Here is a 26,279-nt window from a genome sequence, read left to right on the forward strand (position 1 = left end):
CCGACAGTGCGCCAGCAGGCGGCCATCCGGCCGCTGCCCGGTCTGAAGCGCAGTCACAATCTGTTCCCTGGTCCAGCTGCCGATGCCGGTCTCCTTGTCGGGCGTAATGCGGAGATTCCGCCTAGTCCATCTTCTTCGCAGCGCGCTCGGCGGCTTTGCCCACAAGGCTGCGATCACCGGTCTCGTGAGTGGCAGTCATCGTCATATGTGTGACCTTCCAGCCCTCGGCTGATTTCACCAGCCCGTAGCGATAGTGGCCGGAGAGAACCCAGAAATCCTTGCCTAAACTATGCGTCGCCTGGAAATCGGCCTCGGCCGTCGCCGTGTCGCCTGATGCATCCACAATCGCGTGGTTTGTGACGAGATGCAGCGTCCTGTCGAAGCCCGGCAGGAAGTTCGACCATTGCGCGACCACTTCATCGGCTGACTGTGTCACAGCTTCGCCGCCCCAGAGGCTGGTATAGTCGAGTGTCACCTTCTCGGCGAAGGCGCCGCGCACCCGCGGCCATTGATGGCGATCGGCGCCGGCGGCGATGTCGGTGATGGCATCGATGATGGCGAGGCGGTCTTCAGGCTTCATGCTTTCTGCCGTCGCGATGGAGGGTGCCACCATCATCATGACGGCAACGAGACTTGCAACGATCATTTTCATGGGCTCGCTCCTCAATTCGACTGTCGCCTGAGAACTTTTTCGATGTGCTCGGCCACTGCGTCGGCCGCGGCGTCGACATGCTGCTGGCGGTCATAGAAATCGAACTGGGTGACGGCCTCGAACCAGCGCGTCGTCGCATCGACCTTCAACAGGCCAAGGAAGGCATGCGCGCCCTCGGGAACGGCCGCTGCCTCGGAATGGACCAGCAGGACGGGCTTGTCGACGCGCGAGCCGGTGGCGACAGAATCATACGTGAGCCAGGGCTCCCAGGAACCGAGATTGAACTTGTTGTCATATTGGGGAACGAGACCGCGATCGGCTTCGGTGTAATAGGGGATCTGGTACATGAGCGAGGATTCATCGGTGGCGCTGGCCGCAATGATCACCCGTGGGCTTCCCGTCTCTTCGGCACGCTCGGCGCTGCGCGAAACGGCGATCAGCTTGGCGACGCCCTCGGCACCGCCATAGACCTGCTCGACGATCGCCCTGTTGTGCAGCCATGGCGCGACGAGCGATAGGGACCTGAATCTCGGATTGCCGCTGACGGCATCGGCCATGTAGCCGGCCGAGGCGCATATGCCGAGGCCGTTGATCGCGTCCGGATCGACCTCCGACAGCGTCGACAAGAAATCGGCGGCGGCGATGATGTCTGCAGTCTTCATCGCCGGGTCTTCCTTGAAACGGATGGTGCCGCTCGATTCACCCCAGCCGCGATAGTCGAACGCCAGCGCCACGAAGCCTCGCTCGGCCATTTCCTTGGCATAAAGGCCCGACATCTGCTCCTTGATCGAGGTCCAGGCGGCGACGATGATACCGGGCCGCCGTGTATCGGCAGCCTTGTCCGATGGCACGTAGAGCGTGCCGACGATTGTTTCACCATTGCTTGGAAATGTGACCTTCCGGCTGGTGACTTCCGCTGCGCTCACCGTCGTTGCCGCCACGGTGGCAAGGATTGCCGCAAGTGCAAACTGTTTCATCTGAACTCTCCGCTGTTGAACAAGGCGAGAGTGCCAGGATCGCCGGCGCGGTGCAGGCGCGAAAATTGCTCGACTTACGGCGTATGTTGCTATTGCGACCGGAACTGTGCGGGCGTGATGCCCACCCGCTTGCGGAAATGCTGGCCGAAGCGCGAGACATCGGCATAGCCGACGCGGAAGGCGACCTCGGCGACCGTTGCCGACGTCGTCTTGAACAGAAGCCGTGCCCGGTCGAGGCGCTCGTCTATGACATACTGGATCGGCGATCTGCCCGTCGCGGCCTTGAAGGCGCGCGCGAAGTGATACCGGCTCATGGCCGCCTCCGAGGCGAGTTGGTCAAGCGAGATATCGTCGGTCAGATTTTCCTGGACATAGGCAATCACCTTCCTCAGCCGGCGGTCATCGAGACTGGCGCAAAGTTCGGCATGCGGCGCCAGCAACCGGGCCAAATGGGTGGCCAGGGCCAAATCCATCGTCTGCCGATAGAGTGAAGACGAATCCTCGGCGCGATCCGCGGCAAGCCGGACGAGCTGCGCTAGAAGTGGTTCCAGGCCTCCGACGTGCGGTCTGAACGCCGTGCGCGTATCCAGCCCGACATCGTCGAGCATGTGATTGTCGAAGGATACCGTCAGATAAGAATGGGCGTTGTCGAATTCGCATATGCCGGCGGCACCCCCGGGCAGGATCCAGCCCTCATCGGCGGAAAGCGGAATATGGTGACGGCGGTCCGAGCCGAGGGCCAGGCGATGCTCGTCCTGTGCGACCAAAAACAGGCCGATCGTCAGACTCGACAGTGCGAAAGCGCCGCCGCCGGCAGGAACATCGTACCTGCATGCCGTCACTCCCCAGTCGCGCCGCGCTGCATTGCTCATGGAAAGAAGCTGGTGAGGCGCGGCGGAAAATCAACCTGCATGTGCGCTCATCGACGATGGCCCCCTCAGCAATAGCAACAATCGCCCAAAGACGCGCAAGAATTGCGCATGTCGAAGCGCCCGCATTCCGGCACCCTTGCCGCGAAACCATGTAGGAAAGGGAGCATCAATGTCACTCAGAGCCATCGCCGGCGGCGCCGTTTTAACATCCTTCATCCTGATGGGCGGGATCGCCCGGGCGGCAAGCCCCGAAGAGAACCGCAAGATGATTTCCGACTATTACGCCGCCTATGCCTCGGGCGACATGGACAAGGTCGCATCCTTTTTCGCCGACGACATTTTATGGCACATTCCCGGCCACCATCCGCTCGCCGGCACCAAGCGCGGCAAGCAGGAAGTGGCCGCCTTCTTTCAGCAGCTCGGAAAAGGCAATTTCCGGGCAGAGCTGATCGCGCTGATAGCGGACGAGAACTGGGTCATCGATATGCATCGCGGCTGGTCGAACCGTGACGGCCTTGCCAATGTCGAAACGGTCTGGGTACTTGCGTTCAAGATCGAGAACGGCAAGATCAAAGAAGCCCGCAACTTTTCTTTCGATCAGGCCGCCGCGGACAGCTTCTTCTGGCAAGCATATCGGCTCAAACCGCTGCCCGACCGTCTGAAGACTGAGTGAGCATCAGACAGTATGGCTCCGTAGGGGGGCCATCGCTCACGGACTGACAGGCTGCCGTTGGAGGAATGAGATTCGCTTCAACCGCAGCGCATGCTTTTCCAGCAGATGCCATGAAAGCCAGCCGAGCAACAATGTTATCGGCAGGGAAACGCCGAACACTGTCCACCACGTGCTGTACTGGCCGAGGGCATGGTTCACCACCTGCTCCACTGGCCAGCCGTAGAGATAGGTCCCGTAGGAAACATCGCCCAATCGGTCGAGAGTCGGCAGCTGTATGCTCGGCGAGATCGCGATGTAGACAAGCGGATAGGCAAACAACATCGGTCCGTAAGAATAGCCGGGCAAGAAGACGAGGCAGAGCACGCCGAGCGCCGCGAAGATCGACGCCAGGACAAGGTTCGGCTGCCACTTTTCCATCACGAACCAGAGAAGCGAACCGCAGAAGAAGTAGGGCGCGATAAAAGTGAAATCCGTTATCAACTGTGTGTCTGGCCACGGATGCTCGAAGAAAAGCTGCCAGGTCACGCCCACGGCAAGGGCAAGCGCCATGAACGGCGCTCGCAGAAGACCGATGGCCATCAACGCTGCAAGGATCAGGTAGCAGAAGATTTCCTGGCTGATCGACCAAAGAGAGCCGTTGGTGAAGGTGGCAAGCCAGGAGATTGCAGGATCATAGAACTGCACATTCGGCAGTTTCATGCCATAGCTCGGATTGAGCACCGAGAGCACGGTCGTCTCCAGGGGATTCGACCAGCGCAAGTAACGCCTGATGCCCAGCGGGCTGAACAACGGGCCCAGAACATACACGCTGAGCAGGATGCAGACGACAAGCGCCGGATAGATCCTCAGCGCCCGTCGCCAGAGAAAGCCGCCGACGCTGCCGAACTGCGCGCTCTGCGTGACGAGGAAACCGCTCGTGATGAAAAATGCATAGACCCCAAATATGCCAAGGATCTTGTCGTCGCCGAGCAACCGCACAAAGGGCTCGTTGGCCTCGGTCTTTTCCGAGATGAGAAAGGCATGCGAGAAGATAACGGTGGAGGCTGCGATGAGCCTGATGATGTTGACGTTTGGGTAAAATGGCCTTGTGACCCCGCGCCCGGGCATGCGATTCCCCGCTTTGACAATTCCGCAGAGCATTAAGGTGGGCTTTGAATGTTGTCACGAGCCGTTGTGCAACAGTGCGCGATAATCTCTGGTCCACCGGTGGTGGCTCGCCCCCGGCCTGGTTGAGGGTCGCCCCGCCGCCTTGGTGTTTGAGCAGGGCGCTGTCCTGCGCACCCCTGCCTATTTCATTGTTCTCAGCTGGGCCGGGGATTCGCTGCTTGCGATCCGTGACTTCCGTTACGCGCGCTATGCTTTGGAAGCGGCGGACGTTAAGCCGATAGGCGCGGCTTTCGTCAGAGACGCTTGAGACCGGCAGTCGGGGGCCGACCAATATGGGTCCGAATTTCCGATCGGCGTCATCTCGGCGGGCTGCTGCCCTCTTCTTCTCGTGCAAGGATGCGGTCGCAGCACGCTATCAAGCCACAGCCGCATTGAGGCGGGTTGAGCCGTTTTGAGGAAGTTGGCGGCGAATTTGTCGTTGCGGGTGGACGCGTTGATCCCGCCTGCCTTCTTCTGCGATCGCGGCTCGCGTTCAGGCAGTGCGGCTTGTACTTTTTTCAATTCCAAATTTCAGAATACGCGCGTATATTGCAGACGGGGTTGCAGTATCGGTGTCTTGAGGGGTTGGAGACATGGGCTGGAATACGTCATCGGCATTCACGCCCGTCGCGCTTGCTTTGCGCGGCCCGGCAACGCGCAAGATCGTTCGGACGCTGGGCGACGCAGCGCATCTCCTGCTCAAAGACTGGCCTTCCGACGATGGCGAGGAATATGTCGCCGCCGTAAAAGCCTGCGTCGACGCAATTACGGGGAAATTGCCCCGGAGCGATTCCGGGAGGCCCTTTTGCGTGCGGCCAATGAGGCGGGTATCACAGTTCTAGCGGTCGTCCAGCAGCCACCAACGTCCGTTCGGCGACCGAGCATGTCCTCGCAGCGCGAGGTAAGTCCTCTGCCGAACAGCCGCTCGGCTGTCAGCCTAGCGTTGCCCTTGCGAGATCACGTCGCGGGCTCGCAAAGCATGAGCTATGATCGCCAAAGCTCGTTTGCCTCCGACACCGGCTCCCCCGCCGCGGAGACGATCGTCGAACCATAGGGCTCCCGTGACGATGCGGGAGATATAATTTCCGCTTGCGCCTCGCGCCCTGCCGCGGCCAATCCAGCGCTAGCGACTAGATTTAAACGCGGGTAAATGTTTTCAACATCTCCCGCGTATTCAGCCCAGTTGGTCAATGAGATCCGTGTCTACCTCACGTAGCGCATCGCGACCGCCCCTACCGCAGTGGCCGCGCGGGCGCTGGCTGAAAATAAAATGTGTCCAGAGCGAGAGCTTCATGATCGCCGGCCATGGCGGCCATGGTCCGCGCGCCCAGATTATCGAAATTACCGACGAGCAATGGCATACCGGCATGGACGTCTAGCTGATGAACGTCCTCAGTTCAGGCGGCTCGTGACCTCCGATCATGGCTGACAAATCCGGCGCGATCATCAACAGCTCCACCGCTGGCCGGCAACGGAAGAGCGCCGCGTAAATGTGCCGGTGCCACGGCGCGAGGCAGCAAGTCGCTGGTCATAAAGCAAGTCCAAAACGTTTTGGCTTGACTCCCAAAACGTTTTGGACAATCGTTTCCTCGGTTCGGGAGGAAGAGCTTGGCCAATCTTAAACAACTCGCGCAATCCTTGGGGCTTTCGATCACGACGGTGTCGCGAGCTCTCGACGGTTATGCCGATGTGTCGGCCGTCACGCGCGAGCGAGTTCGCGAGGCTGCCGACAAGGTCGGCTACCGGCCGAATGCTTCGGCCCGCCGCCTCCGCAAGCAGCGCGCCGAACTGGTTGCCGTCACGCTGCCGAGCGATCCTGGTCATATCGGCCCTCCGCATTTCCTCGATATGTTGTCGGGCTGCGCCGAACATCTTGCTGCTGCCGGCCTCAATCTGGTGATTGCGCCGGTACCGCGCGGCGAGAGCGAACTCGACATCTGCCGCCGCTTCGTCGATGGCCGCCGCGTCGATGCCATGCTTCTCGTTCGCACCAAGCGGAAGGACGAGCGCGTCGAATTCTTGCAGTCGCGCGGCATCCCCTTCGTCACCAACGGCCGCACAGAAAGCCTGATGCCCCATCCCTATATCGATGGCGACGGCTTTGCCGGCTTCCGGGCCGCGACGTTGCGCTTCCATGCCGCCGGCCACCGCCGCATCGGCCATATCGCCGGCCCGCAGGAATATTACTTCGCACATGACCGCTGCCGCGGCTGGCGGGCGGCGATGGAGGAATGCGACCTTGCGACCGATCTCTGCGCCGAGGGCGCGCCGCTGGAACAGGGCGGTTATCTCGCAGCACTCGAACTTCTGCGCCAACCGTCGCGTCCGACCGCACTCGTCTGCGCCACCGACGAAATGGCGATCGGGGCACTCCGCGCACTGCGCGAGGTCGATGGCGGCAACCAGATCAGCATTGTCGGCCACGACGACCTGCCGATGGGCGCCTTCACCAGCCCGCCGCTCTCGACCATGCGCATGACTGGCGAACACCTCGGCGCGAGCTTCGCCTCGCTGCTGCTGCGCGCCATTGGTGGCGAACCCGCCGAAGAACTCCAGGAGCTTCACGTGATCGAATTCGTCGATCGCGACAGCCATCGCCGTCCGCTCAGAGCGGCATAGACAGCAGTGCATCTCAAACAAAGAACAATGAAGGAGGAGAAGATGAAACATATCATGTCATTTGGAATTCTGGCTTCCACCGTGCTGGCCTTCGCCTCGCCGGTGCTCGCCCAGACGGTTTTCGTGTCCACCCAGCTTCGCCCGATCGAGGAGGCGACCGTCGTGCGCGAGGAACTCCTGAAGGACGTCGGCCCGGTCGATTACGTGGTCGAAGAGCCGCCGCAGTTTGCCGTCCGCATGGAAGCCGAACGCCAGGCCGGCAAGCGCACCGTCAGCCTCGTCGGCGCGCTGCATGGCGAGCTTTCGCCGCTCGCCGACAAGGACACACTCGAACCGCTCGACGACCTCGCCAAGAAGCTGGCGGCGAGTGGTATGCCGCAGTCGCTGCTCGACCTCGGCAAGCTCGGCAAGTCGACCCAGCAATATATCCCGTGGATGCAAGCGACCTATGTGATGGCCGCCAAGAAGGAAGCCCTGCAATACCTGCCTGCCGGCGCCGACGTGAACGCGCTGAACTACGATCAGTTGATCGAATGGGGCAAGAACATGCAGGAGGCGACCGGCCAACCGCAGATCGGCTTTCCGGCCGGCCCGAAGGGGCTGATGGCGCGTTACTTCCAGGGCTATTTCTATCCGTCTTTCACCGGAGGTGTCGTGCGCACCTTCCAGAGTGCCGACGCGGCTGCCGGCTGGGAGAAGCTGAAGGCGCTGTGGGCCTATGTGACACCGAACTCCACCAGCTACGACTTCATGCAGGAGCCGCTGGCCGCCGGCGAAGTCATGGTCGCCTGGGATCATATCGCCCGCCTGAAGAATGCCATTTCCGCCGCACCGGATGATTATGTCGTCTTCCCCGCCCCCGCCGGTCCCAAGGGTCGCGGCTACATGCCGGTGGTTGCCGGTCTCGCCATTCCGAAAGGCGCGCCCGACAAGGCCGGTGCAGAAAAAATCATCGAACACCTGTCCATGCCGGACACGCAGCTCCTGACCGCCTCCAAGGTCGGCTTCTTCCCGACCTTGAACGTCAAGCTGCCGCCGGATCTCGATGCCGGCGTCGCCCTGCTCGCCGGTGCCGTCACCGCCACCCAGGCTTCCAAGGACGCGGTCATCTCGCTGCTCCCGGTCGGTCTCGGTGACAAGGGCGGCGAGTTCAACAAAGTCTACATGGACAGTTTTCAGCGCATCGTGCTGCAGAACGAGCCCGTTGCAGACGTGCTGAAGGCCCAGGGCGCCACGATGGCCAAGCTGATGGCCGACACGAAGGCTGCCTGCTGGGCGCCCGATGCCAAGAGCGATGGCCCCTGCCCGGTTCAATAAATCCACGTAGCAAGCGTCCGGACAAACTGCCCGGACGCCCTTTCACCTCTCTGCTCGTCAAGGCCGGAGCCGATGACCAACAGCCGACCCTGGATCCCTTATCTGCTGATCCTACCATCCGTCGCCTTCCTGGCACTGCTCTTCGTCGTGCCGCTGGTACAGACGATCTGGCTGGCGGTTTCGGACAATGGCGCGCCTTCGCTCGCAAATGCCGAGCGCATGGTAACGGACATCAATTTCAGCCGCTCGGTGAAGAACACCTTCCTGCTGACGATCGCGGTCGTACCGGTACAGATCGCCATCGCGCTTGCCATGGGTACGATGGTCGCCAAGGTCGGCCGCGGGCGCGAGACGATCCTGTGGATCTGGACGATCCCGCTCGGCATTTCCGACCTCGCCGCTGGTCTCGTCTGGTTGTCGATCCTGCAGAATACCGGCTATCTGAATTCGCTGCTCTTCGGCCTCGGCATCATCGGCAGGCAGGCAAGCTGGCTCTCCTACCAGACGCCGGTCGCGCTATTCATCGCGATTGCGGTTGCTGAAATCTGGCGCGGCACGGCAATCGTCATGGTCATCATCGTCGCCGGTCTCAACCAGGTGCCGAAGGAATTCAAGGAAGCCGCCGAAATCTTCGGGGCTGGCCCGTGGACGCGCTTCTGGCGCATCACCCTGCCGCTGATCCGCCCCGCCCTGCAATCGGCGCTGATCCTGCGCACCGTGCTCGCCTTCGAGGTCTTCGCGGTGGTCTATGCGCTAGGCGGCCGCAACTTCCCGGTTCTCGTCGGCGAGGCCTATAACTGGCAGAACCAGAACCAGAATTACAGCGTCGCCGCCGCCTATGCGGTGCTGATCATGATCATCTCGCTTGCCGCCACGCTCATCTATCTGAAAGCCTTGAAGGTCGATCCGGAGCGCTTGCCATGACCGCGGATACCGTCAACACGAGCGCCGACACCCGCAACGCCGCCAGCTTCGTCTCCTCGCGGCGCTGGCTGCTGTGGAGCGGCATCGCAGCACTTTGCGCCTGGGTACTGGTGCCGATCTATCTGGTCGCGCTCGGCGCACTCGGCGGCCGCCAGGGTGTTTATGTCTGGCCCAAGACGGGATTGCCGACTGGTCTGTCGCTGGATCCCTTCATTCTCTTCCTGAAGACCGAAGGCGTCGTCCAATCCTTTCTCAACTCGCTGGGGGCAGCCGGCATCACGGTGGCGCTTTCCATCCTGCTCGGCGCGCCGGCCGGTTACGCGCTCGCCCGCTACGATTTCCGCGGAAAGGACAGCTACCGCCTCCTGGTGTTGCTGACCCGCGCCTTTCCGCTGGCAATCCTGGCATTGCCGCTGACGGTCTCCTTCATCCGGCTCGGCCTCTACGACACAATCGTCGGCGTCGGCCTCATCCATACGGTCCTGGCGCTTCCGTTCGCGGCACTCGTCACGCAGGGCATTTTCCTCGGCGTGCCCAGAGAGTTGGAAGAAGCCGCCTGGGTGTTCGGCTGCACCCGCATCCAGGCCTTCTTCAAGGTGGTCGCGCCCCTGGCTTTGCCCGGCATCGTCGCGACAGCGGTCTTTGCCTTCGTCATCTCGTGGAACGAGGTCTTTGCCGCGTCGGTGCTGACGGTGCGCAACCGCACGCTGACCGCCTACCTGCTGACGGTGCTCTCGGAAAGCCCGATGCACTACCGCTTTGCCGGCGGCCTGATGCTCATCCTTCCCTCGGTTGTCTTCATCTTCGCGGTCAGGCGTTACCTCTTCGCGATCTGGGGCATTTCCTCCAAATAACGGGACCATCGACATGGCCAATATTGTCATCGACCGCATCCGCAAGAGTTTCGGAGCCTTCCAGGCGCTGAAAGAGGTCTCGCTGACGATCAACGACGGCGAATTCGTCTCGCTGCTCGGCCCGTCCGGCTGCGGCAAGACCACGCTGCTGCGGATCATCGCCGGCCTCGAGACCGCAACATCGGGCGATGTCCGCATCGGCGACAAGTCGGTGATCGGCTTGCCTCCTAAGGATCGTGGCCTTGCGATGGTCTTCCAGAACTACGCCGTCTTTCCGCATATGACTGTTTACGAGAACGTCGCCTTTGGGCTGCGGATGCAGAAGGTCGACGACGCAGGCGTGAAGACGCAGGTCGAAAAGGCCGCCGGCCTGTTGCATATCGAACAGTATCTCGACCGCTACCCGAACAAGCTTTCCGGCGGCCAGCGCCAGCGCGTCGCGGTCGCTCGCGCCCTTGCCGTCGAACCGAAGGTTCTGTTGATGGACGAGCCGCTTTCGAACCTCGACGCGCTGCTCCGTCTCGAAATGCGCACCGAGCTCAAGACCGTGCTGCAATCGGCAGGCACCACGACGATCTATGTCACCCACGACCAGACGGAAGCGATGGGCCTTTCCGACCGCATCGCCGTCATGCATGGCGGCGTGGTCGAACAGGTCGGCCATCCGGTCGAGATCTACAATCACCCGGCAACACGTTTCGTCGGCGGCTTCATCGGCAATCCGCCGATGAACTTCATCAAGGTGCCGGTTGAGAACGGCCAGGTGGCGGTAGGCGACGAACGGCTCGTGGCGCCGCAGGAATCCGGCGATCAAATCGTCCTCGGTCTGCGCGGCGAGGCCGTCGAACTCGCGCCGCTGCCGCAGGGTCTCGAAATGCGGGTTCGCGTGGCCGAGCCGATGGGCTCGCATCTGCTGTTGACTGGGTCGATCCATGACCAGCCGGTCCGCGTCATCCTGCCGGCTTCGGAGACCGTGAAGAGCGGCGAGACCATCGGTCTGAAGCTCGACCAGAAGCGCATCACCTGGCTTTCGCCCGAAAGCGGCAAGTCCTTTCCGGCCGTCTTGGCCTGAGAATACCGGAGCACCGAAATGAACATGCATATCGACCAGGCGAAACGCATCCTCGCCCAGAACGATCGCGGCGGTTATACCGTACCGACCGACCGGCTTTATCCCTTTCAATGGAACTGGGATTCGGCGTTCGTCGCCATGGGATTCGCGCTCTACGATACCGACCGCGCCTACCGCGAGCTGGAACGGCTGGTCGAGGGCCAGTGGGCGGACGGGATGATCCCGCATATCGTCTTCCACGCGCCAAGCGAAACCTATTTCCCTGGACCGGATGTCTGGCACACGAAACACGCGATCCCGACCTCCGGCATAACCCAGCCGCCGGTCTTCGCGATCGCATTGCGCAAGCTGCATGAAGCCGCCGGCAAGGGGGCCGAAGCCCGTACCCTGCCGCTCTACGAAGCGGCGCTGAAATGGCACCGCTGGTGGTATTCTGCCCGCGATCCCGATGGCACCGGGCTCGTCGCGCTCCTGCATCCCTGGGAAAGCGGCAGCGACAATTCTCCCGCCTGGGACATCGCGCTCGCTCGTGTACCCACGACCACCGATACCCCCGTCGTGCGCAAGGATACCGGCCATGTCAATGCCGACATGCGTCCGCGCGACGAGGATTACCGCCGCTTCATTCATCTGGTCGATACCTATGCCGCCTGCGGCTGGGATCCGGCGAAACAATGGGAGAAGGCGTCCTTCAAGGTCGCCGAGATCCAGACGACCGCCATTCTGCTCAAGGCCGGCGAAGATCTGGAACACCTTGCCAGCCTTTTCGATCGGACCGAGGAGGCGATCGAGATCGCTGCCTTCAACGACCGCACCCGCAAGGCGCTAATGGCCCAGTGGCGGCCGGAGCTTGCCCGCTTCGTCTCTCGAGACCTGATCTCCGGCGAAGATGTCGAAGCCGCCACGCAAGCCGGCTTCATCCCCCTCCTCTCGCTGGACCTCGACAAGCAGGTTGCCGACGCCTTGGTCTCGGAAATGAAAGCCTGGTCCAAGGATCTCAAGGTCGCCTTCCCGACGACCAAACCCGGCATCGCCAGCTGGGAGCCGAAGCGCTACTGGCGCGGCCCCGCCTGGGCGATCATCAACTGGCTGCTGATCGACGGACTGAAGCGCAATGGCCACACGGCTGTCGCCGAAGAGCTGCGGAAATCCACCCTCGCCGCGATCGAGACGGAAGGTTTCGCCGAATATTTCGACCCGGTCACCGGCCAAGGCTGCGGCGGCCTCGGCTTTTCCTGGACGGCTGCAGCCTATCTGTGGCTTGAGCGACACGTCAGCGTCGCCTAAGCCCTGACTTGCAATCCGGACGGTCGGCATATAAATTATCCCAATGCTTGATCGTTCATCCCAGTCTCCGACGCAGAATCCTACGGACGCACTCAGCGAAATTCTTCGGGACTTTCGCCTGAGTGGAGTCAACTACGGCCGCTGCGAGCTGCGTCATCCATGGAGCATCGCCTTTGCGCAGCAACAGCTGCTTCGCTTTCATTTCGTCAGTGAGGGGCCGTGCTGGATCCATACCGAAGCCCAAGGATGGCAGGAGTTGCAAGGCGGCGATCTGGTGTTGTTGCCACAGGGCGTCGAACACCGACTGGCCAGCAAGCCTGATGTTGTCGGGGACTCGCTCAAGAGCTGCCAGGTCACCAAGCTGGGCGGCAATGTCTGCGAAGTGGTGCAGGAAGGAACAGGAGCGACGAGCACCTTGTTCTGCGGTTCCATGGCTTTGGGTGCGAATGCCCTCAACCCGTTGATCGCTCTGATGCCACCGATCATCAAGGGTTGTGACGTTGCCGGCAATGATCCGATCGTCGGCCCCCTCCTCGCCGCCATGACGGCAGAGGCGTCGCAGCCCCAGTTAGGCAGCGCCACGGTCTTGTCACGCATGGCGGATGTACTCGTCGCGCGGCTTATTCGCTGCTGGGTCAATTGCAGCGGCGCCTCGACCAGCGGCTGGCTCGCCGCGATCCGTGATCCTCATATCGGTCGTGCGCTGGCAGCCATGCACCGGGATCCCGGCCATGACTGGACGCTCGAGACCCTTGCCAGCGTGGCAGGTCAATCGCGCTCGATCTTCGCGGAACGCTTCAGCGCCATCCTGGGCGAAGGCGCGGCACGCTATCTCGCCCGTCTGCGCATGCAGCTTGCACGAGAGTTGCTCGGTCAAAACATGTCGGTTGCCGCAGTCGCTTCGCAACTGGGCTATGAATCTGAAGCTTCTTTCGCTCGCGCCTTCAAGCGCATCACCAGCGTCTCGCCTGGTGTTGTGCGCCGCACAATTTCCGGACGAACGGATATGGAATTCGGACTTTAGGACACATATCATCCTGAAAGACTCCGCTATTAAGACCTCTAACACTTGGAGGTACTTCAATGACGGACACAACATCACAGCTTGACGGCCCCGCGATTGGCCTCGATTCTACCGTTCCGAGTACATGGAGCCCAACAACCTGGTTTGCCGTTATTTCAATGGCAGCCACAAGCTTTGCACTCGTCTCAGCTGAATTTCTGCCGGCAGGTCTGTTGACGCCGATGGCGCGTGACCTTGGCGTCAGCGAGGGAACCGCCGGTCAGGTTGTCACCGCCACCGCGTCTGTTGGCGCGGTGACGGCCTTGTTGAGCAATGTTCTTATCGGCAAACTGAACCGGAAGACTGTCCTGGTTGGCCTAAGCGCCTTGGCTATCGGCTCCAATCTCCTGGCCGCGCTCGCGACGGATTTTTGGCTATTGTTGTTGGGCCGGGCCGGGCTCGGCGTCGCGCTCAGTGGTTTCTGGGCGCTTTCGGTTGCCGTCGTGGCGAGATTGGTCGGCACCAATGCGACAGGTCGGGGTATGGCTATCGTCACCCTCGGTGTCTCGCTTGCCACCATAGCTGCACCATCCATGGGCGCCTTGATCAGCGATTGGATCGGCTGGCGTGCCGCCACGGCCATGGCCGCAGGGCTCGCAGCGATTGCGATGCTGTTGCAGATACTCAGCTTGCCGACGCTGCCCGCAAGCACAAGCAATAGTCTTTCCGACGTCTTCCGGCTGACGAAACGGCGCACTGTGCAACTCGGAATGCTTGCCATCCTCTTGCTGATGACGGGACATTTTGCCGGTTCGGTCTATGTGCGACCCTTCCTCGAACAGGTGACGCTCCTCGGCACCGGCCCGATTGCCCTGGCGCTCCTCGGGTTTGGCATCGCCTCTGTGATCGGCAATGTCGCCGGCGGCCGACTGGCAGACGCAAATATCCACACGGCGCTCGCTGTCACCGGCGTATTGATGGCGTTTTCGGCGCTTGCTCTCGTACTCTGGGGTGCACAGAGCGGCATCGCCTTTGCCCTGGTTACACTTTGGGGCTTCGCTTTTGGGATGGCTCCGGTGGTACTGCCCACCAACCTGTCCCGGGGCGCAGCAGACGCCTTGGAGGCTGCCGGCAGCCTGATGGTCGTTTCGTTCCAGGTCGCCATCAGCATAGGTGCGCTGTTCGGCGGCTATGTGGTCGACCACTTTGGTGCCTCAGCGCCTTTGACATTTACAGCCGTCTTGGCGGCATCGACTATCGTTCTGGCCTTGCTTCAACCCCGCAGCTGACTCTTGGAGCTCCGGCCAAGGTGAGCAGATCATCGCTATCACGCGACTAGGGGCCCTCGGCAAAGGGCCCCGCATGCCACAAACTATCGGATCGAACAGAAGCTCAACGGGACCCCGCAACATCGGGACGAGCCTCAAGCGACGAACCGACCTGGATCGCGCCAAGCGGCTCGAAGCCGTAGCGCCAACGAGCACATGGTTCCAGTTCAGCACATGGCTCCAGTTCATCGTCGACGGGCGAAAGCAGCTCTTTCTTTCCAAGCTGAGGTAGTCCGGACAACGCGGAGTAGAGGTACTGTGCCTTGGCCGTTGGACCACAGCCCCAAGCTGTTATCAACAACAATTGAACGTCTGTCAGAATTGCAAAAAGTGTGCATAATAGACAAATGAGAACAATCAGTTGTTGATACTGGTCGCGGAGAGGTTGGGAGCCCTCCTCTTCAATTGAGCAGACCATCAGGAAATGCAGGGAGAATTCGACTACAATCCAGGGAGGAAGAACAATGAACAAAAAGGCAGTATCGCGTCGAGAGTTGCTGGGAGCATCTACCCTCGTTGGAGCAACCGCAGTTGGGGCTCTTGCCGCCCCGGCCGTGCTGGCCCAGGCACCCACCGTCATTAAAATGCAAACATCCTGGCCCGCGTCGGACATCTGGATGGATTTTGCCCGCCTGTACGTCGAGCGGGTCGAACGAATGTCCGGCGGACGCCTGAAGTTCGAACTCATGCCTGCCGGTACGGTCGTCGGCGCGTTTCAGGTGCTCGACGGCGTCAACGATGGCGTGATCGACGCAGCCCACACCGTTCCCGTCTATTGGTACGGAAAGCACAAGGCAGCTTCCCTCTTCGGTACCGGGCCGGTATTTGGCGGCAGCGCAACCACCATGCTCGGATGGTTCCATCAAGGTGGCGGCAAGGATCTCTACCGAGAACTCACCCAGGACATCATGGGGCTGAACGTTTACGGCTTCTATGGCTTCCCGATGCCCGCGCAGCCGTTCGGCTGGTTCAAGAACCCGGTCGCGACCGTGAACGACATCAACGGCCTCAAATATCGTACGGTCGGGCTCGCCGCCGATCTCATGCAGAACATGGGCATGAGCGTCGCTCAACTTCCGGGCGGCGAGATCGTGCCGGCAATGGAGCGAGGTGTCATCGACGCCTTCGAGTTCAACAATCCCTCCTCTGACATACGGTTTGGTTCGCAGGATGTCGCGAAGAACTACATCCTGTCGTCCTACCATCAAGCGAGCGAATCTTTCGAGTTCCTCTTCAACAAGGATGTGTTTGACGACCTTCCCGAAGATCTGCAGGCGATCCTGGAATATGGCGTGGAGGCAGCAAGCACGGCGATAACAGCGTCCGCAATGGACAACTATTCAAGCGACCTTCAAAAACTCCAGGCCGAACATGGCGTGACCGTGCACCGCACTCCAAAGGAAATTCTGGATGCGCAACTGAAGGCCTGGGATGCGATCATCCCGACGCTTGAAGCGGATGCGTTCATGAAGAAGGTGCTCGACAGTCAGCGGCAGTGGGTGGAGAGGGTCGTGTACTACGAATTGATGAACTCCGCCGATCTCGCACTCGCCTATGAGCACTATTTCCCCGGAAAATTGAACCTCGGAAAATAGATGGTGAAGGCCCGGTATTTCCGGGCCTCGTCCCTCATCGAGGTTAGGGAGGCCCTTGCATGCTCCGTTACATTGCATTCGCCGACGAATTGTCGGCGTGGTTCGGCAAGGTGTTCGCGTGGGGGATACTCATCATGGCCTTCGGCGTCGGCTATGAGGTTGTTGCACGCTACCTCTTTCGCGCGCCGACCCCCTGGGCCTTCGATCTGAGCTACATGCTCTATGGAACGATCTTCATGATGGCGGGAGCCTATACCCTCTCGCGTGATGGCCATGTGCGCGGCGACTTCATCTACCGGCTCTGGAAACCGCGCACGCAGGCCAGGCTGGAACTGGTGTTGTACTTCATCTTTTTCTTTCCCGGTATAACCGCGCTTGTGTTCTCGGGCTGGAAATATGCCGCACGCAGTTGGCGCTACCTGGAGGTCAGTTCCAACAGTCCGGCCGGTGTACCGATCTTCCAGTTCAAGGCTGTGATCGTCGCCGCCGGCATTCTCCTGTTCCTGCAGGGCGTAGCGCAGGTCTTCCGCTGCATTCTCTGCATAAGGACGGGCGAATGGCCGAAGCAGGCCGAAGATGTCGAAGAACTGGAAAAGGTACTACTGGAAACAAAAAGCCTGGACGTGCTCAAGACCGAGGACGAGGGTCTCCTTCCGTCGCGGGAACTTGACGCTGGACGTGAACCACGGGATCGGGACACATGACGGATGCACATATCGCCGTCGGGATGCTCCTCATCCTGATCCTCGCCATCTTCCTCGGCTTCCCGGTGGCGTTCACCTTGATGGCGCTGGGTGTCGGCTTCGGATACTATGCCTATTTCGATGCCGGCCGCATGTGGCGCGGCTATGACCGCGCGCTCGAATCCGGCGCCGATACGTTTACACTGGCGCAGACCTGGATCGGCGGTTTCTTCAACAACCGGATCTTCGATCTGTTCGTCAACCAGACCTACTCGGTCATCCAGAACGACGTGCTGACGGCTATCCCGTTGTTCCTGTTCATGGGCTACATCGTCGAGCGAGCCAACATCGTCGATCGGCTGTTCTCGACGCTATTCAGCGTCACGCGCCGGGTGCCCGGCTCGATGGCGGTCGCGGCCCTGGTCACCTGCACACTCTTTGCCACGGCAACCGGCATCGTCGGGGCCGTAGTGACGTTGATGGGACTGCTCGCCCTGCCAGCGATGCTGAAGGCAAAGTATGACGTGCGCTACGCGACGGGCGTGATCTGCGCGGGCGGCACGCTCGGGATCCTGATCCCGCCTTCCATCCTGCTGATCGTCTATGCGGCCACCTCCGGGATTTCGGTCGTCCGATTGTATGCGGCGGCAATCCTGCCCGGCTTCGCCCTGGCGGGGTTTTATCTCATCTATGTCGTGGTGCGAGCAATGCTGCAGCCGCAACTGGCGCCGCGGCCAACGAAAGAAGATGTGGGCGAGCACACGCCGGTCCAACTCGCCTGGATGATGCTTACATCCTTCGCGCCCCTCGCCTTTCTGATTCTTGCGGTGCTGGGTGCCATTCTCTTTGGCCTGGCAACGCCGTCGGAGGCCGCCGCGATCGGCGCATTGGGCGGACTGGCGCTTGCTGCGGCCTATCGGGCGCTGACCTGGCAGCGACTGAAGGAGTCGGTGTATCTGACGGCGCGAACGACCGCGATGGTCTGCTGGTTGTTCGTCGGTTCGGCGACCTTCGCATCGGTATTCGCCTATCTCGGCGGCCAACAGTTCATCAGTGACTTCGTGACCGGCCTCGACATGTCGCCGCTGATGTTCCTGATCCTGGCCCAGATCATCATCTTCATTCTCGGCTGGCCTCTGGAATGGACTGAAATCATCGTCATCTTCATCCCGATCTTCATTCCGCTGCTGCCGCATTTCGGGATCGATCCGCTGTTCTTCGGTATCCTCGTGGCAATCAACCTGCAGACGGCCTTCCTATCACCACCCATGGCGATGTCGGCATACTACTTGAAGGGGGTCTCGCCTCGGCATGTCAAACTGGCCGACATCTTCCGCGGCATGATGCCGTATATGTTTATCGTCATTTTCTGCATGGTGGTCATCTATCTGTTCCCGGGCATCGTCTACATGCTGCCTGATCTACTCTATGGAGGACAGAGATGACGCAGTGTCTGGCCCATTCCGAAAGGATAGACCGATGAACAGAAGCCGGTTTTTTGCAATATTTCCATTCGTGACGCTTGTCGCGTTCTGCGCGGTCATCCTGGCGTTTGTTCCACGGTTCGATTTGGCCGCTGCACTGCTGATCGGGATTGTCCCTGCGGGGTACGACATCTGGGATCAGCTCTTTCGGCGACGCCCGTCGAAATCGTCTGGATAGACTGCAATCTTCAACCGCCGCCCTTTCGTGACGGCAATCCGCTGCAAAAGCCCGTTCGTCCATCGACCTACGGCCCGATCCTGGACCTCCGCACCGAAGCCTCGCATGTCCGCTTTCGTGCCAGGTGTCCTCGCAGTGCGTGGAAAACGCGAGATAGATTGGAAGTGTCGCACTCAATGGACGACCAGTTTCAACGACTGCACGCCATCACTCGCGATAGCCCGTTGTTGTCGCCGTTGCTACAGCGCTGGGATGATTTCTGTACACGGCGCATGATTAGACTCTGATCAATGCACGGACTACAGTCGGGGCAGGACAAAGTCACACAGGAGTCGGTGTGGTGATGCAGGACACAAATATCCGGCGGCTCGCCGCCGTTGTGGCTGTTGATGTCGCGGGCTATAGCCGACTGATGCACGAAGATGAAGAAGGGACCCTAGCTACCCTCAAAGCCCATCGGCGCGAGCTGATCGACCCGAAGATCGCAGAATATCGAGGTCGCATCGTCAAGACGACCGGAGATGGGTTGTTGCTCGAATTCGCCAGCGCAATCGATGCCGTGCGCTGCGCTGTTGAGGTTCAACAGGGAATGTCTCGTCGCAACGCCGAAGTGTCTGCCCGTCGGAGGATGTTATTTCGAGCCGGGATCAATCTAAGCGATGTTATCGTCGACGACGATGACATCTACGGCGATGGCGTGAACGTCGCTGCAAGGTTAGAGACGCTCGCAACACCCGGCAATATCTGCATAAGCGGCACGGTCTACAATCAGCTATTTGGGAAGATTAGCCACGATATCAAAGATATGGGCGATCAAGCCCTCCGCAATATAGAAGACCCGGTACGCATCTATCAGATTCTTCTTGGTGATGACGGGGAGTCGACAACGAGTCCCACGCAATCAGCGCCGCCTCTGCCTGATCTTGGATTCGGTGCACCTGAGCGACCTTCGATCGCAATTCTTCCATTCGAGAACTTGAGCGGCGACCCCGATCAGAATTTCCTCGCTGACGGACTGAGGCTCGGTATCCTTTCGTCCCTGGTACAGCTTTCCGGCCTCTTCCTGATCGGCACGGGTGCGGTGGACGGGTTTCGAAATCAGAACATCCCGTCGGCGCAGGCCGGGGCTGCGGTCGATGCGCGGTATGTCCTTGGCGGTGCCGTGCAACAGCTCGGACGCCAACTCAGGGCTACCATTCAGCTCACCGACGTCAAGGCGGGCGAGATCATATGGTCAGAACGCTATGACCGCGACGTCGATGATTTATTCAAAGTCCAGGATGAGATCACACGGGAAGTCTTGATTTCACTCGATGTTCAGCTCATCGGCGGCGAAAAGGCCAGGATTTGGTACGACAAGCTCACCAATCCCAAAGCACGCGAGCTTTACCATCGGGGCATCAGTCATTTCTACGCGGGTACCAAGGATCACAATGTCGCGGCGCTGCGCCATTTCCACGAGTTGTATCGTGTTCAGCCTGACACCGACCACGCTGCAAGCCTCATCGCGGTGGTCCACCTGATCGACGCAATGTTTGGTTGGTCACCCTCGGAGGAGCATTCTCTGGCCGAAGCAACGAAGTGGGCAGACATCGCCATCGGCTACGATACAACTAACGGTCTTGGACATATGCGGCCGGATACCTACAACTCCTGCAAGGAAAGCATGATGAAGCTTTGGCCAACTGCGAGACGGCGTTGGGATTTCGCCCCAACTGTGCGCTCACCCACGGAATTCTCGCGGAGGTTCGGAATTACTGTGGCGATTCAGCCGGCGCGATCAAAAGTGCTAGGGAAGCGCTCCTGCTGGAGCGCAACTATCCACCCTGGTTGATCAACGTGCTGGCGACCGTCTATCGCGATAGCGGCAAGGTGGCTCTTTCTATCCCGGCAGCAAGAGAGGCGCTCCGCGTCGACCCACGGCAAGTTGAAGCCCGTATCATACTCTGCAGTGATTACAAGTTGAATGGATCACACTGCGAAGCCGGGAAGATCTCAGAGGAAATCATCGCCGCCGATCCAATGTTTAGCCTGTCAACCTATGCCCGCAAGAAGCCCTACAAATTTCGCAAGACGCTTGAGCGTATCGTGGACGTGCTACGCGACGCCGGCTTACCAGATTAGAGCATTCTTTCGGCCTGGCATTCAGCATCGGTTACGTCCTTCTACGATCAATTGCCTCATACAGGCGGTTTTCGCGCTCGGACGCTTCGGCTTCGTATATTTGCTGCTTTTGCCACGATGCCAGCGTACGCTGATCACGAAAAGCATGCCAACGCGAGTCGGACAATTGGCGGGCAAAATCCCAAACGGACCGCTGCCCTCACGGCCCCGAAGGGCCAACTATGCTGCGCCCGGACCAGGCCGAGCCCAGCAGTTCGCTGCAAGCCCCGCTGGCTCGGCCGCCTTTTCAGGATGTCGGCTGCCTGCGTCGTTTAATAGCTTATGACCTTGTCGCACTCTGCAATCAATTGCACCAACTTGTTGGGGTTGCCCGGTGTAGCGCCCCGCAAAACGATGTCATCGGGGGCAATGTTGCGGACCTCGGCCGACATCCCCGAATAGTAGATCTCGGTTGTTGTGGCGGCATTGATCGCCTCGAAGTGGTCGGAAAGCCTTCCGCTGCCGAGCCCTTCCACGCTTGCTGCACTCTTTGCGGTGAGGAGATGCACACCATCGCCGGCGACAAACAGAACCAGTTGCTGGCCCTCCTCGATGACAGCTCTAGCGACGAAGAATGCAAGAGCAGCCTTTGTCGGGTCGCTCGGCCCTACGGTCACATGCACGAGTATCTTGGCCATCATCACCCTCCCTGGAAATGGGCGAAAGCCACCATATCACCCCGATTAAAGTTTCCGGAGATGATTTCGTCGATCTCCGCCTTCGTGGCCTCATCCGCTGTCACATCTCCGGCAGGCCGGCCTTTCGGAAGCCGTCGACGAAGTGGTCTCGTACAGCTGCATCGCGCAGCGGCTGGGAGCTGAGCCAATGGCGGATGGTGAAATGAGGGTGGGCGATCAGAAACAATTCTGCTTCTCGCCGCGCCTCCTCGAGGTGGCCCAACTGCGCAAGCGCAGCAGCCAGGAATTTGCGTGAGTTGGTACGATAGGTTTCTTTCCTGCGGAGCGTGGCGGTTGCCGCCTCATAGTCACGCGCGGCATATTGCGCCTGCCCAAGATGACACAGATACCAGCAGGTTGGATGGGGATTGAGCCGCAGGGCTTTTTCGATCTGCGCCAGTCCGTCGGCAACCCTGCCGTCCAGCACGGACATGTCCGACATGGCCGCCCAGGTGTCGGCGTGGTTGGGGTCCAGCTCCAGGGCCTTGGCGAAGGCGGCATCCGATTCCTCCCATCGCCGCTCATAAGCCAAAATGGTACCCAGGACGTAACGGCAGCCGGCATCGTTGGGATCCAGGTCTACCGCCTTCTGCGCTGATGTCACCGCCATCCGACGGTTAGGATCTTCGGGCTCGCCGAAATGCGTCCAGGCAAGCCAACGGTTATAGGCGAGCAGACCGAGCGCCTCGGCATATGATGGCTCGAGCTTGACCGCGCGTTGGAGCAGCATATAGGCCTCACGCTCTGTTTGCGGCGACTCTTCCGTCAGGAGGCGGGCGCGCACACACAGATCGTAGGCCTCAAAATTCTTCGGCCGATTGCGCGGCGTCGGGATGGTCAGCCGGCCGACGAGAGCTTCAACGATCTTGGCGTTGACTTCATCCTGTAATTCGAAAACATCTTCCACCGTCCTGTCGAACCGGTCGGCCCACAGGTGCTGGCCTCCAAGCGCATCGACCAATTGGGCATTGATGCGGACACGGCCCATTGCGCGTCTGGCGCTCCCCTCTAGGACGTAGCGGACGCCGAGTTCCTGGGCGACCAGCCGTACGTCGACCGGCTTGCCCTTGTAGCCGTAAACGGAATTGCGTGCGATGACGAACAGGCCAGCCGTACGGGAAAGGTCGGTGATCAGGTCTTCGGTCAAGCCGTCGACGAAAGACTCGTCCGCTTCATCGCCACTCATATTCGTGAACGGCAGGACAGCGAGCGAGGGACATTCGGGCAGCGGCAATATGCTTTGCAGCGCATCCGGCCAATGCCACAGGTGAACCGGGCGAGTGAGGTTCTTCAGGTAGCGTTCGCCTGCATCAAAGAACCGGTCGTCGATCTTGCCGACGATCTCGCCGTGAACGCTGCCTGAAATGCAGATACCTCCCGGTGCGGCCTGCGTCTCGAGGCGCGCGGCGACATTGACGCCGTCGCCGAGGATGTCTGAACCATCGTCAATGACATCTCCCAGATTGACGCCTATACGCAAAAGCAGGCGCCGGTCTCCGGAAGCCTCGATAGCAGTGGTGGTCTGTTGCATTTCCAACGCTGCAGCGACCGCGTCCACCGCGCTAGCGAATTCGATCAGGAATCCGTCGCCCATGACCTTAAAGATGCGACCGTTATGGCGCATCACAGCCGGCTCGATGACGCCAGAACGGAGTTCCCTGAGGTTATCAAGCGTCGCGGCTTCATCAGCCTCCATCAGACGTGAATATCCCACCACATCGGCAACGACGATGGCAGCAAGGCGACGCTGAAGAAATCGATCCGTCATGTGAGGACAAGCCCAACGACCGGGGGTCCATAAGTTATTGCTCAATTACGGGTCAGTCAACAAATGGTAAGAGGTGATGTCCAGGCGATCTCCACCTCCATCCGTTGGGCCCTTCTTTGCGTACGCTAGCCATTCTATTCTCATTCTGGCGATGGCGGCAATTTTGATACGCATGGGAATAGATGTGGAGCAACGCCGCGCCTCGGCTGCGCAATGCGGCGGCCGTCTCGATGGATGATGACGTTGAAGAAGTCCTCCGCGACGTGGCCGGTGAACTGGGGATGACACGCAACGACACGATCAGCTATATCGTCCGCGAGTGGATGGGTTCACGACCTCGACGAAGATGGAGAGGTCGACGGAAATGGTTGACGGGCGTCATGCTTGACAGAAACTCCGTCGCCTTCACTACTGATTGATTTTTTCATGTATAGTCCGGAGACAAAGGCTGAGAAGTAAATATGTTTAAAACTTTCGCCTGGGTTGACCTTTTCGTCCGCCTTCACAATCAGTCTTTTATCAAGAGATACGAGAGCCATATTAGCGGCCCACCGCTTGATCTGGCTATTTTGTCTATATCGACCTTGTTTCTTTGGCTGACCAGAGGAGGCGTACTGGATTACATCGCCCCGCACCTAAGATACTTTTTGGTTATTCTACCGAAATATCACTATGAACTGCCATGGCTCGCGGAGAACCATTCCGAACAGGTCGCCCTTTACACATGTCTTTCGTTTTTTCTGATCATATTCACGGTCGTGAAGACACTATTGTTTTCGCTTTATATCATTTCTTCCCCATTGGGCCGAGAAATTATAGTTACGGATCTAAAGAGCTTTGTGAAACACGCCGCGGCATATTTGCTCACATTCCTTTCTCTTGCTTTCCTCTTTCCTTTGCCGATCTACGGTACAGGCGCTTCGACAACATTTGTCGGAAATGCGTATTCTCTCACGATTTTCAATATACTTTTTCTTAAGATGCTGAGCGGTGGGATCTCGGCGACCGTTTTGCTGGCCAAGAGAATCAAAAGGCCGAATAGAAGGAATCAAGTGGAAGTTACTAGCAACGATTGAGGGGGTAGCTGTTTGCAGACTAGCATCGACGAGACGCATTAGGTTGGCCGGTGTTAGAGCTTCGCGGTGTCGTCTACCTCGTAAACCGCCGCCCCATCCGGCCGCGTCCCGCGGCCCCTTATATCAGGCGTGCCGGAGCTTCCCCCAGTGAAGGAAGCCTTGCGCGATCTAGCCGGCGACTTCGTAAACCGACGCTTAGCGGGGATATAAATCGTCCGATCGCCGGGAAGCGGCCGGTCCAATCATGGCCGCCGCGCGTAATGATGCGCACGCCTGACGGCTCGATGTGGACGGCCAACCGATAGCCGTTCCATTTCACCTCGAAAGTCCATTGTCGCCCTTTCGGCGGCCACGGCTTCAGCAGCGCCAGGCACGGATCGATGCGGGCCGGCATTGGGTCCAGGGTAAGTTGAGGCTGGGCCGGATCACGCTTCTTCCGCGGCCGGCTGCGGATCGGCGCTTCGGCTTCACCGAGCAGCGGCTTGGAAGACTTGCTGGGCGGCTTTGTCATGCCACCATCACATCAGCAATACCTTGAAAAGCAATTGCCTAATACGTGTTATTGACTTCGACTAAGACGACAAGCGGTGGCTGCGATCGACCTTTTCTGTCAATCGGAGCGAGTTCGTGGATTCCAGAAAGCTGCCGCTTAGCACAACAGAGCGATGCCAGCTTCGCGCTACGGGCGCTGTTCCGAGCCCGACAGTCCCTGCGGCGAGGCAGGTTTTCCGCCTATGCGGCTTATGCCGAACTTGGCCTTGGCAGCCTGCCCCGCGCGCTGGAAGAAACGGATTTCTGTGGCGACGGTTTCGCGGAACGGATCGGTTTTGTTGAAGTAGTCGCGGTCCAGACCGAGCTTTGCACCGTGTGCATCGCCCTCGTAATAGGTGCCAAACAAATGATCCCAGATCGGGAAATAATTGGCGAAATTCTTGTCGTGATGCTCCCGCACTCGGGAGTGATGGATGAAGTGGTCGCGTGGTGACTGGATCACGTATTTGCCAAACCAGCCATGCCAGGGAATGGCACTGTGCTTGACCAGACCAATGGCGCCAAAGGCGATGGTCACGATGGCGAAATCGGCCGTTGGCAGGCCGATAAGCAGCGCCGGAACGACCATAATGGCGACGTTTATGGCCTTCTCCAGCGGATGCTCCCGCGACGAAGTCAGCGCGTTGAACTCTTCGGCTGCGTGGTGAAATTCGTGCAGCCGCCATAGTACGGGCAGCCGGTGCATCAACCGATGCTGCCAGTAGCTCAAGAAGTCTGTCAGTACTAGGAACAAGAGAACATGTGCCCAGCCCGGCAGCGTCCGGGCAAGGTCCAGGTGGGGGGCATCCTGAGCCGCGCTGGTAATGGCATAGGACAGACCAAATGATGCGAGCGCCGCGAAGAGCGTAATCATTCCCGTCGCCTGAAGGACGAAATAGACGATGTCGGTGATTGTGGATTTGCTGCGTTCGAAGAAAACCCGACGGAACCCGGAATTGCCGAACCCCACATAGGTGAGTTCCACCACGAAAACCGTCAGGACCAGGCCGATGGAAATGGCGAAACTGAGCGCCATTGCCTTACCATTCAGATAGTAAGTGTTGTAAAAAAAGCTTCCAAGCTTGTGTACGCAGTATTCAACCAGCCACATGGCTTACTCCAAACACGAACCCGTACAGCTTAGTCCTGACGATGCGCTTGTTGCCAGATTGCTCAAAGGACGATCGGGGCGTCCTTTTGACGTATTACCGGCGGTGGAAGTGCAGTCCCAGGAGGCATGCAGAGGGTCGAGGAGCACTGCGAAAAAATTACAACTGACCGAAAGGTTCATAAAAAGAACTATCAGGACGAGAACAATTAGAGGTAGGCACGTTTCGATGCGCGGCGGCAGTCGAGAAGTAGCTAAGATTGGGCGGGATCGCGTCGGCGGCGAGGCCGGC

Annotated in this window: 22 protein-coding genes and 5 pseudogenes; 17 read left to right on the forward strand and 10 right to left on the reverse strand. The window is 59.7% G+C overall.

Annotated features, from left to right (window positions below; genetic code table 11):
* Positions 1–9: 9 nt before the first annotated feature.
* The 4 genes and pseudogenes from EFR00_RS34340 to EFR00_RS30965 form a co-directional block, all read right to left on the reverse strand.
* Positions 10–108 (reverse strand): annotated as a pseudogene (locus EFR00_RS34340) (cytochrome c); the annotation flags it as partial.
* A 13-nt stretch (positions 109–121) separates the two neighbouring features.
* Entirely contained in the window at positions 122–652 is a 531-nt protein-coding gene (locus EFR00_RS30955) for a nuclear transport factor 2 family protein (protein ID WP_077989469.1), read from the reverse strand.
* 11 nt (positions 653–663) lie between these two features.
* Entirely contained in the window at positions 664–1,629 is a 966-nt protein-coding gene (locus tag EFR00_RS30960) for an alpha/beta hydrolase (RefSeq protein WP_077989468.1), read from the reverse strand.
* An 89-nt stretch (positions 1,630–1,718) separates the two neighbouring features.
* Positions 1,719–2,501: an AraC family transcriptional regulator gene (locus EFR00_RS30965; protein ID WP_210299761.1), complete on the reverse strand. Its 783-nt coding sequence runs from the start codon at positions 2,499–2,501 to the stop codon at positions 1,719–1,721.
* Between the two features lie 169 nt (positions 2,502–2,670).
* Between EFR00_RS30965 and EFR00_RS30970 the strand changes: the two genes are divergently transcribed.
* Entirely contained in the window at positions 2,671–3,174 is a 504-nt protein-coding gene (locus EFR00_RS30970; protein WP_077989467.1) for a nuclear transport factor 2 family protein, read from the forward strand.
* 36 nt (positions 3,175–3,210) lie between these two features.
* On the opposite strand, the gene EFR00_RS30975 is transcribed toward EFR00_RS30970, so the two are convergent.
* Entirely contained in the window at positions 3,211–4,281 is a 1,071-nt protein-coding gene (locus tag EFR00_RS30975) for an acyltransferase family protein (RefSeq protein ID WP_077989466.1), read from the reverse strand.
* 632 nt (positions 4,282–4,913) lie between these two features.
* On the opposite strand from EFR00_RS30975, the pseudogene EFR00_RS30980 reads away from it, so the two are divergent.
* The 10 genes and pseudogenes from EFR00_RS30980 to EFR00_RS31025 form a co-directional block, all read left to right on the forward strand.
* Positions 4,914–5,221, forward strand: a pseudogene (locus tag EFR00_RS30980) (DUF982 domain-containing protein); the annotation flags it as partial.
* Between the two features lie 406 nt (positions 5,222–5,627).
* A pseudogene (locus EFR00_RS34345) lies at positions 5,628–5,783 on the forward strand (SDR family oxidoreductase); the annotation flags it as partial.
* Between the two features lie 145 nt (positions 5,784–5,928).
* Positions 5,929–6,939, forward strand: coding sequence for a LacI family DNA-binding transcriptional regulator (locus tag EFR00_RS30990; RefSeq protein ID WP_077989465.1), 1,011 nt, complete (start codon positions 5,929–5,931; stop codon positions 6,937–6,939).
* Between the two features lie 42 nt (positions 6,940–6,981).
* Positions 6,982–8,256: an ABC transporter substrate-binding protein gene (locus EFR00_RS30995; RefSeq protein WP_039618442.1), complete on the forward strand. Its 1,275-nt coding sequence runs from the start codon at positions 6,982–6,984 to the stop codon at positions 8,254–8,256.
* A gap of 72 nt (positions 8,257–8,328) precedes the next feature.
* Positions 8,329–9,180: a carbohydrate ABC transporter permease gene (locus EFR00_RS31000; RefSeq protein WP_077989464.1), complete on the forward strand. Its 852-nt coding sequence runs from the start codon at positions 8,329–8,331 to the stop codon at positions 9,178–9,180.
* Positions 9,177–10,034: a carbohydrate ABC transporter permease gene (locus tag EFR00_RS31005; RefSeq protein ID WP_038687489.1), complete on the forward strand. Its 858-nt coding sequence runs from the start codon at positions 9,177–9,179 to the stop codon at positions 10,032–10,034. The genes EFR00_RS31000 and EFR00_RS31005 overlap by 4 nt, the downstream gene beginning before the upstream one ends.
* Positions 10,035–10,047: 13 nt before the next feature.
* Entirely contained in the window at positions 10,048–11,106 is a 1,059-nt protein-coding gene (locus EFR00_RS31010) for an ABC transporter ATP-binding protein (RefSeq protein ID WP_077989463.1), read from the forward strand.
* A gap of 18 nt (positions 11,107–11,124) precedes the next feature.
* Positions 11,125–12,393, forward strand: coding sequence for an MGH1-like glycoside hydrolase domain-containing protein (locus tag EFR00_RS31015; protein ID WP_077989462.1), 1,269 nt, complete (start codon positions 11,125–11,127; stop codon positions 12,391–12,393).
* A gap of 43 nt (positions 12,394–12,436) precedes the next feature.
* On the forward strand, positions 12,437–13,417 hold the full coding sequence (locus EFR00_RS31020) for an AraC family transcriptional regulator (protein ID WP_077989461.1): 981 nt from the start codon (positions 12,437–12,439) through the stop codon (positions 13,415–13,417).
* Positions 13,418–13,476: 59 nt separating this feature from the next.
* On the forward strand, positions 13,477–14,685 hold the full coding sequence (locus tag EFR00_RS31025) for an MFS transporter (protein WP_077989460.1): 1,209 nt from the start codon (positions 13,477–13,479) through the stop codon (positions 14,683–14,685).
* A 103-nt stretch (positions 14,686–14,788) separates the two neighbouring features.
* Here EFR00_RS31025 and EFR00_RS31030 read toward each other — a convergent pair whose 3' ends face one another.
* On the reverse strand, positions 14,789–15,196 hold the full coding sequence (locus tag EFR00_RS31030; RefSeq protein WP_125864892.1) for a hypothetical protein: 408 nt from the start codon (positions 15,194–15,196) through the stop codon (positions 14,789–14,791).
* Between EFR00_RS31030 and EFR00_RS31035 the strand changes: the two genes are divergently transcribed.
* The 5 genes from EFR00_RS31035 to EFR00_RS33220 all read left to right on the forward strand — a co-directional run bounded on the left by EFR00_RS31035 (position 15,189) and on the right by EFR00_RS33220 (position 20,788).
* Positions 15,189–16,319: a TRAP transporter substrate-binding protein gene (locus tag EFR00_RS31035; protein ID WP_038687480.1), complete on the forward strand. Its 1,131-nt coding sequence runs from the start codon at positions 15,189–15,191 to the stop codon at positions 16,317–16,319. The genes EFR00_RS31030 and EFR00_RS31035 overlap by 8 nt on opposite strands.
* 59 nt (positions 16,320–16,378) lie before the next feature.
* Positions 16,379–17,023 carry a TRAP transporter small permease subunit gene (locus EFR00_RS31040; RefSeq protein WP_077989458.1) on the forward strand — a complete coding sequence of 215 codons (645 nt, stop codon included), beginning with the start codon at positions 16,379–16,381 and terminating at the stop codon, positions 17,021–17,023.
* Positions 17,020–18,447, forward strand: a complete 1,428-nt coding sequence (locus tag EFR00_RS31045; RefSeq protein ID WP_077989457.1) for a TRAP transporter large permease — start codon at positions 17,020–17,022, stop codon at positions 18,445–18,447. The genes EFR00_RS31040 and EFR00_RS31045 overlap by 4 nt, the downstream gene beginning before the upstream one ends.
* 560 nt (positions 18,448–19,007) lie before the next feature.
* Positions 19,008–20,498, forward strand: coding sequence for an adenylate/guanylate cyclase domain-containing protein (locus tag EFR00_RS31055; protein ID WP_077989455.1), 1,491 nt, complete (start codon positions 19,008–19,010; stop codon positions 20,496–20,498).
* A gap of 5 nt (positions 20,499–20,503) precedes the next feature.
* Positions 20,504–20,788, forward strand: coding sequence for a tetratricopeptide repeat protein (locus EFR00_RS33220; protein ID WP_167482310.1), 285 nt, complete (start codon positions 20,504–20,506; stop codon positions 20,786–20,788).
* Positions 20,789–21,099: 311 nt separating this feature from the next.
* On the opposite strand, the gene EFR00_RS31065 is transcribed toward EFR00_RS33220, so the two are convergent.
* Positions 21,100–21,465, reverse strand: a complete 366-nt coding sequence (locus EFR00_RS31065; RefSeq protein ID WP_077989453.1) for a DsrE family protein — start codon at positions 21,463–21,465, stop codon at positions 21,100–21,102.
* 100 nt (positions 21,466–21,565) lie between these two features.
* Entirely contained in the window at positions 21,566–23,272 is a 1,707-nt protein-coding gene (locus EFR00_RS31070) for an adenylate/guanylate cyclase domain-containing protein (protein WP_077989452.1), read from the reverse strand.
* Positions 23,273–23,454: 182 nt separating this feature from the next.
* Here EFR00_RS31070 and EFR00_RS33775 point away from each other — a divergent pair.
* Positions 23,455–23,644: pseudogene (locus EFR00_RS33775) on the forward strand (CopG family transcriptional regulator); the annotation flags it as partial.
* A gap of 894 nt (positions 23,645–24,538) precedes the next feature.
* Here EFR00_RS33775 and EFR00_RS31085 read toward each other — a convergent pair.
* Positions 24,539–24,859 (reverse strand): annotated as a pseudogene (locus EFR00_RS31085) (ATP-dependent DNA ligase); the annotation flags it as partial.
* 168 nt (positions 24,860–25,027) lie between these two features.
* On the reverse strand, positions 25,028–25,990 hold the full coding sequence (locus EFR00_RS31090) for a sterol desaturase family protein (protein ID WP_077989451.1): 963 nt from the start codon (positions 25,988–25,990) through the stop codon (positions 25,028–25,030).
* Between the last annotated feature and the right edge of the window lie 289 nt (positions 25,991–26,279).

The organism is Rhizobium sophoriradicis (assembly GCF_003939025.1).
GTDB classification, from domain to species: domain Bacteria; phylum Pseudomonadota; class Alphaproteobacteria; order Rhizobiales; family Rhizobiaceae; genus Rhizobium; species Rhizobium sophoriradicis.

Bases quoted from the DNA above. Each gene is read 5' to 3' on its own strand.
- EFR00_RS30955 (WP_077989469.1), bottom strand. From the start codon at position 652: ATGAAAATGATCGTTGCAAGTCTCGTTGCCGTCATGATGATGGTGGCA.
- EFR00_RS30960 (WP_077989468.1), bottom strand. From the start codon at position 1,629: ATGAAACAGTTTGCACTTGCGGCAATCCTTGCCACCGTGGCGGCAACG.
- EFR00_RS30965 (WP_210299761.1), bottom strand. From the start codon at position 2,501: ATGAGCAATGCAGCGCGGCGCGACTGGGGAGTGACGGCATGCAGGTAC.
- EFR00_RS30970 (WP_077989467.1), top strand. From the start codon at position 2,671: ATGTCACTCAGAGCCATCGCCGGCGGCGCCGTTTTAACATCCTTCATC.
- EFR00_RS30975 (WP_077989466.1), bottom strand. From the start codon at position 4,281: ATGCCCGGGCGCGGGGTCACAAGGCCATTTTACCCAAACGTCAACATC.
- EFR00_RS30995 (WP_039618442.1), top strand. From the start codon at position 6,982: ATGAAACATATCATGTCATTTGGAATTCTGGCTTCCACCGTGCTGGCC.
- EFR00_RS31000 (WP_077989464.1), top strand. From the start codon at position 8,329: ATGACCAACAGCCGACCCTGGATCCCTTATCTGCTGATCCTACCATCC.
- EFR00_RS31005 (WP_038687489.1), top strand. From the start codon at position 9,177: ATGACCGCGGATACCGTCAACACGAGCGCCGACACCCGCAACGCCGCC.
- EFR00_RS31010 (WP_077989463.1), top strand. From the start codon at position 10,048: ATGGCCAATATTGTCATCGACCGCATCCGCAAGAGTTTCGGAGCCTTC.
- EFR00_RS31015 (WP_077989462.1), top strand. From the start codon at position 11,125: ATGAACATGCATATCGACCAGGCGAAACGCATCCTCGCCCAGAACGAT.
- EFR00_RS31020 (WP_077989461.1), top strand. From the start codon at position 12,437: ATGCTTGATCGTTCATCCCAGTCTCCGACGCAGAATCCTACGGACGCA.
- EFR00_RS31025 (WP_077989460.1), top strand. From the start codon at position 13,477: ATGACGGACACAACATCACAGCTTGACGGCCCCGCGATTGGCCTCGAT.
- EFR00_RS31035 (WP_038687480.1), top strand. From the start codon at position 15,189: ATGAACAAAAAGGCAGTATCGCGTCGAGAGTTGCTGGGAGCATCTACC.
- EFR00_RS31040 (WP_077989458.1), top strand. From the start codon at position 16,379: ATGCTCCGTTACATTGCATTCGCCGACGAATTGTCGGCGTGGTTCGGC.
- EFR00_RS31045 (WP_077989457.1), top strand. From the start codon at position 17,020: ATGACGGATGCACATATCGCCGTCGGGATGCTCCTCATCCTGATCCTC.
- EFR00_RS31055 (WP_077989455.1), top strand. From the start codon at position 19,008: ATGCAGGACACAAATATCCGGCGGCTCGCCGCCGTTGTGGCTGTTGAT.
- EFR00_RS31065 (WP_077989453.1), bottom strand. From the start codon at position 21,465: ATGGCCAAGATACTCGTGCATGTGACCGTAGGGCCGAGCGACCCGACA.
- EFR00_RS31070 (WP_077989452.1), bottom strand. From the start codon at position 23,272: ATGACGGATCGATTTCTTCAGCGTCGCCTTGCTGCCATCGTCGTTGCC.
- EFR00_RS31090 (WP_077989451.1), bottom strand. From the start codon at position 25,990: ATGTGGCTGGTTGAATACTGCGTACACAAGCTTGGAAGCTTTTTTTAC.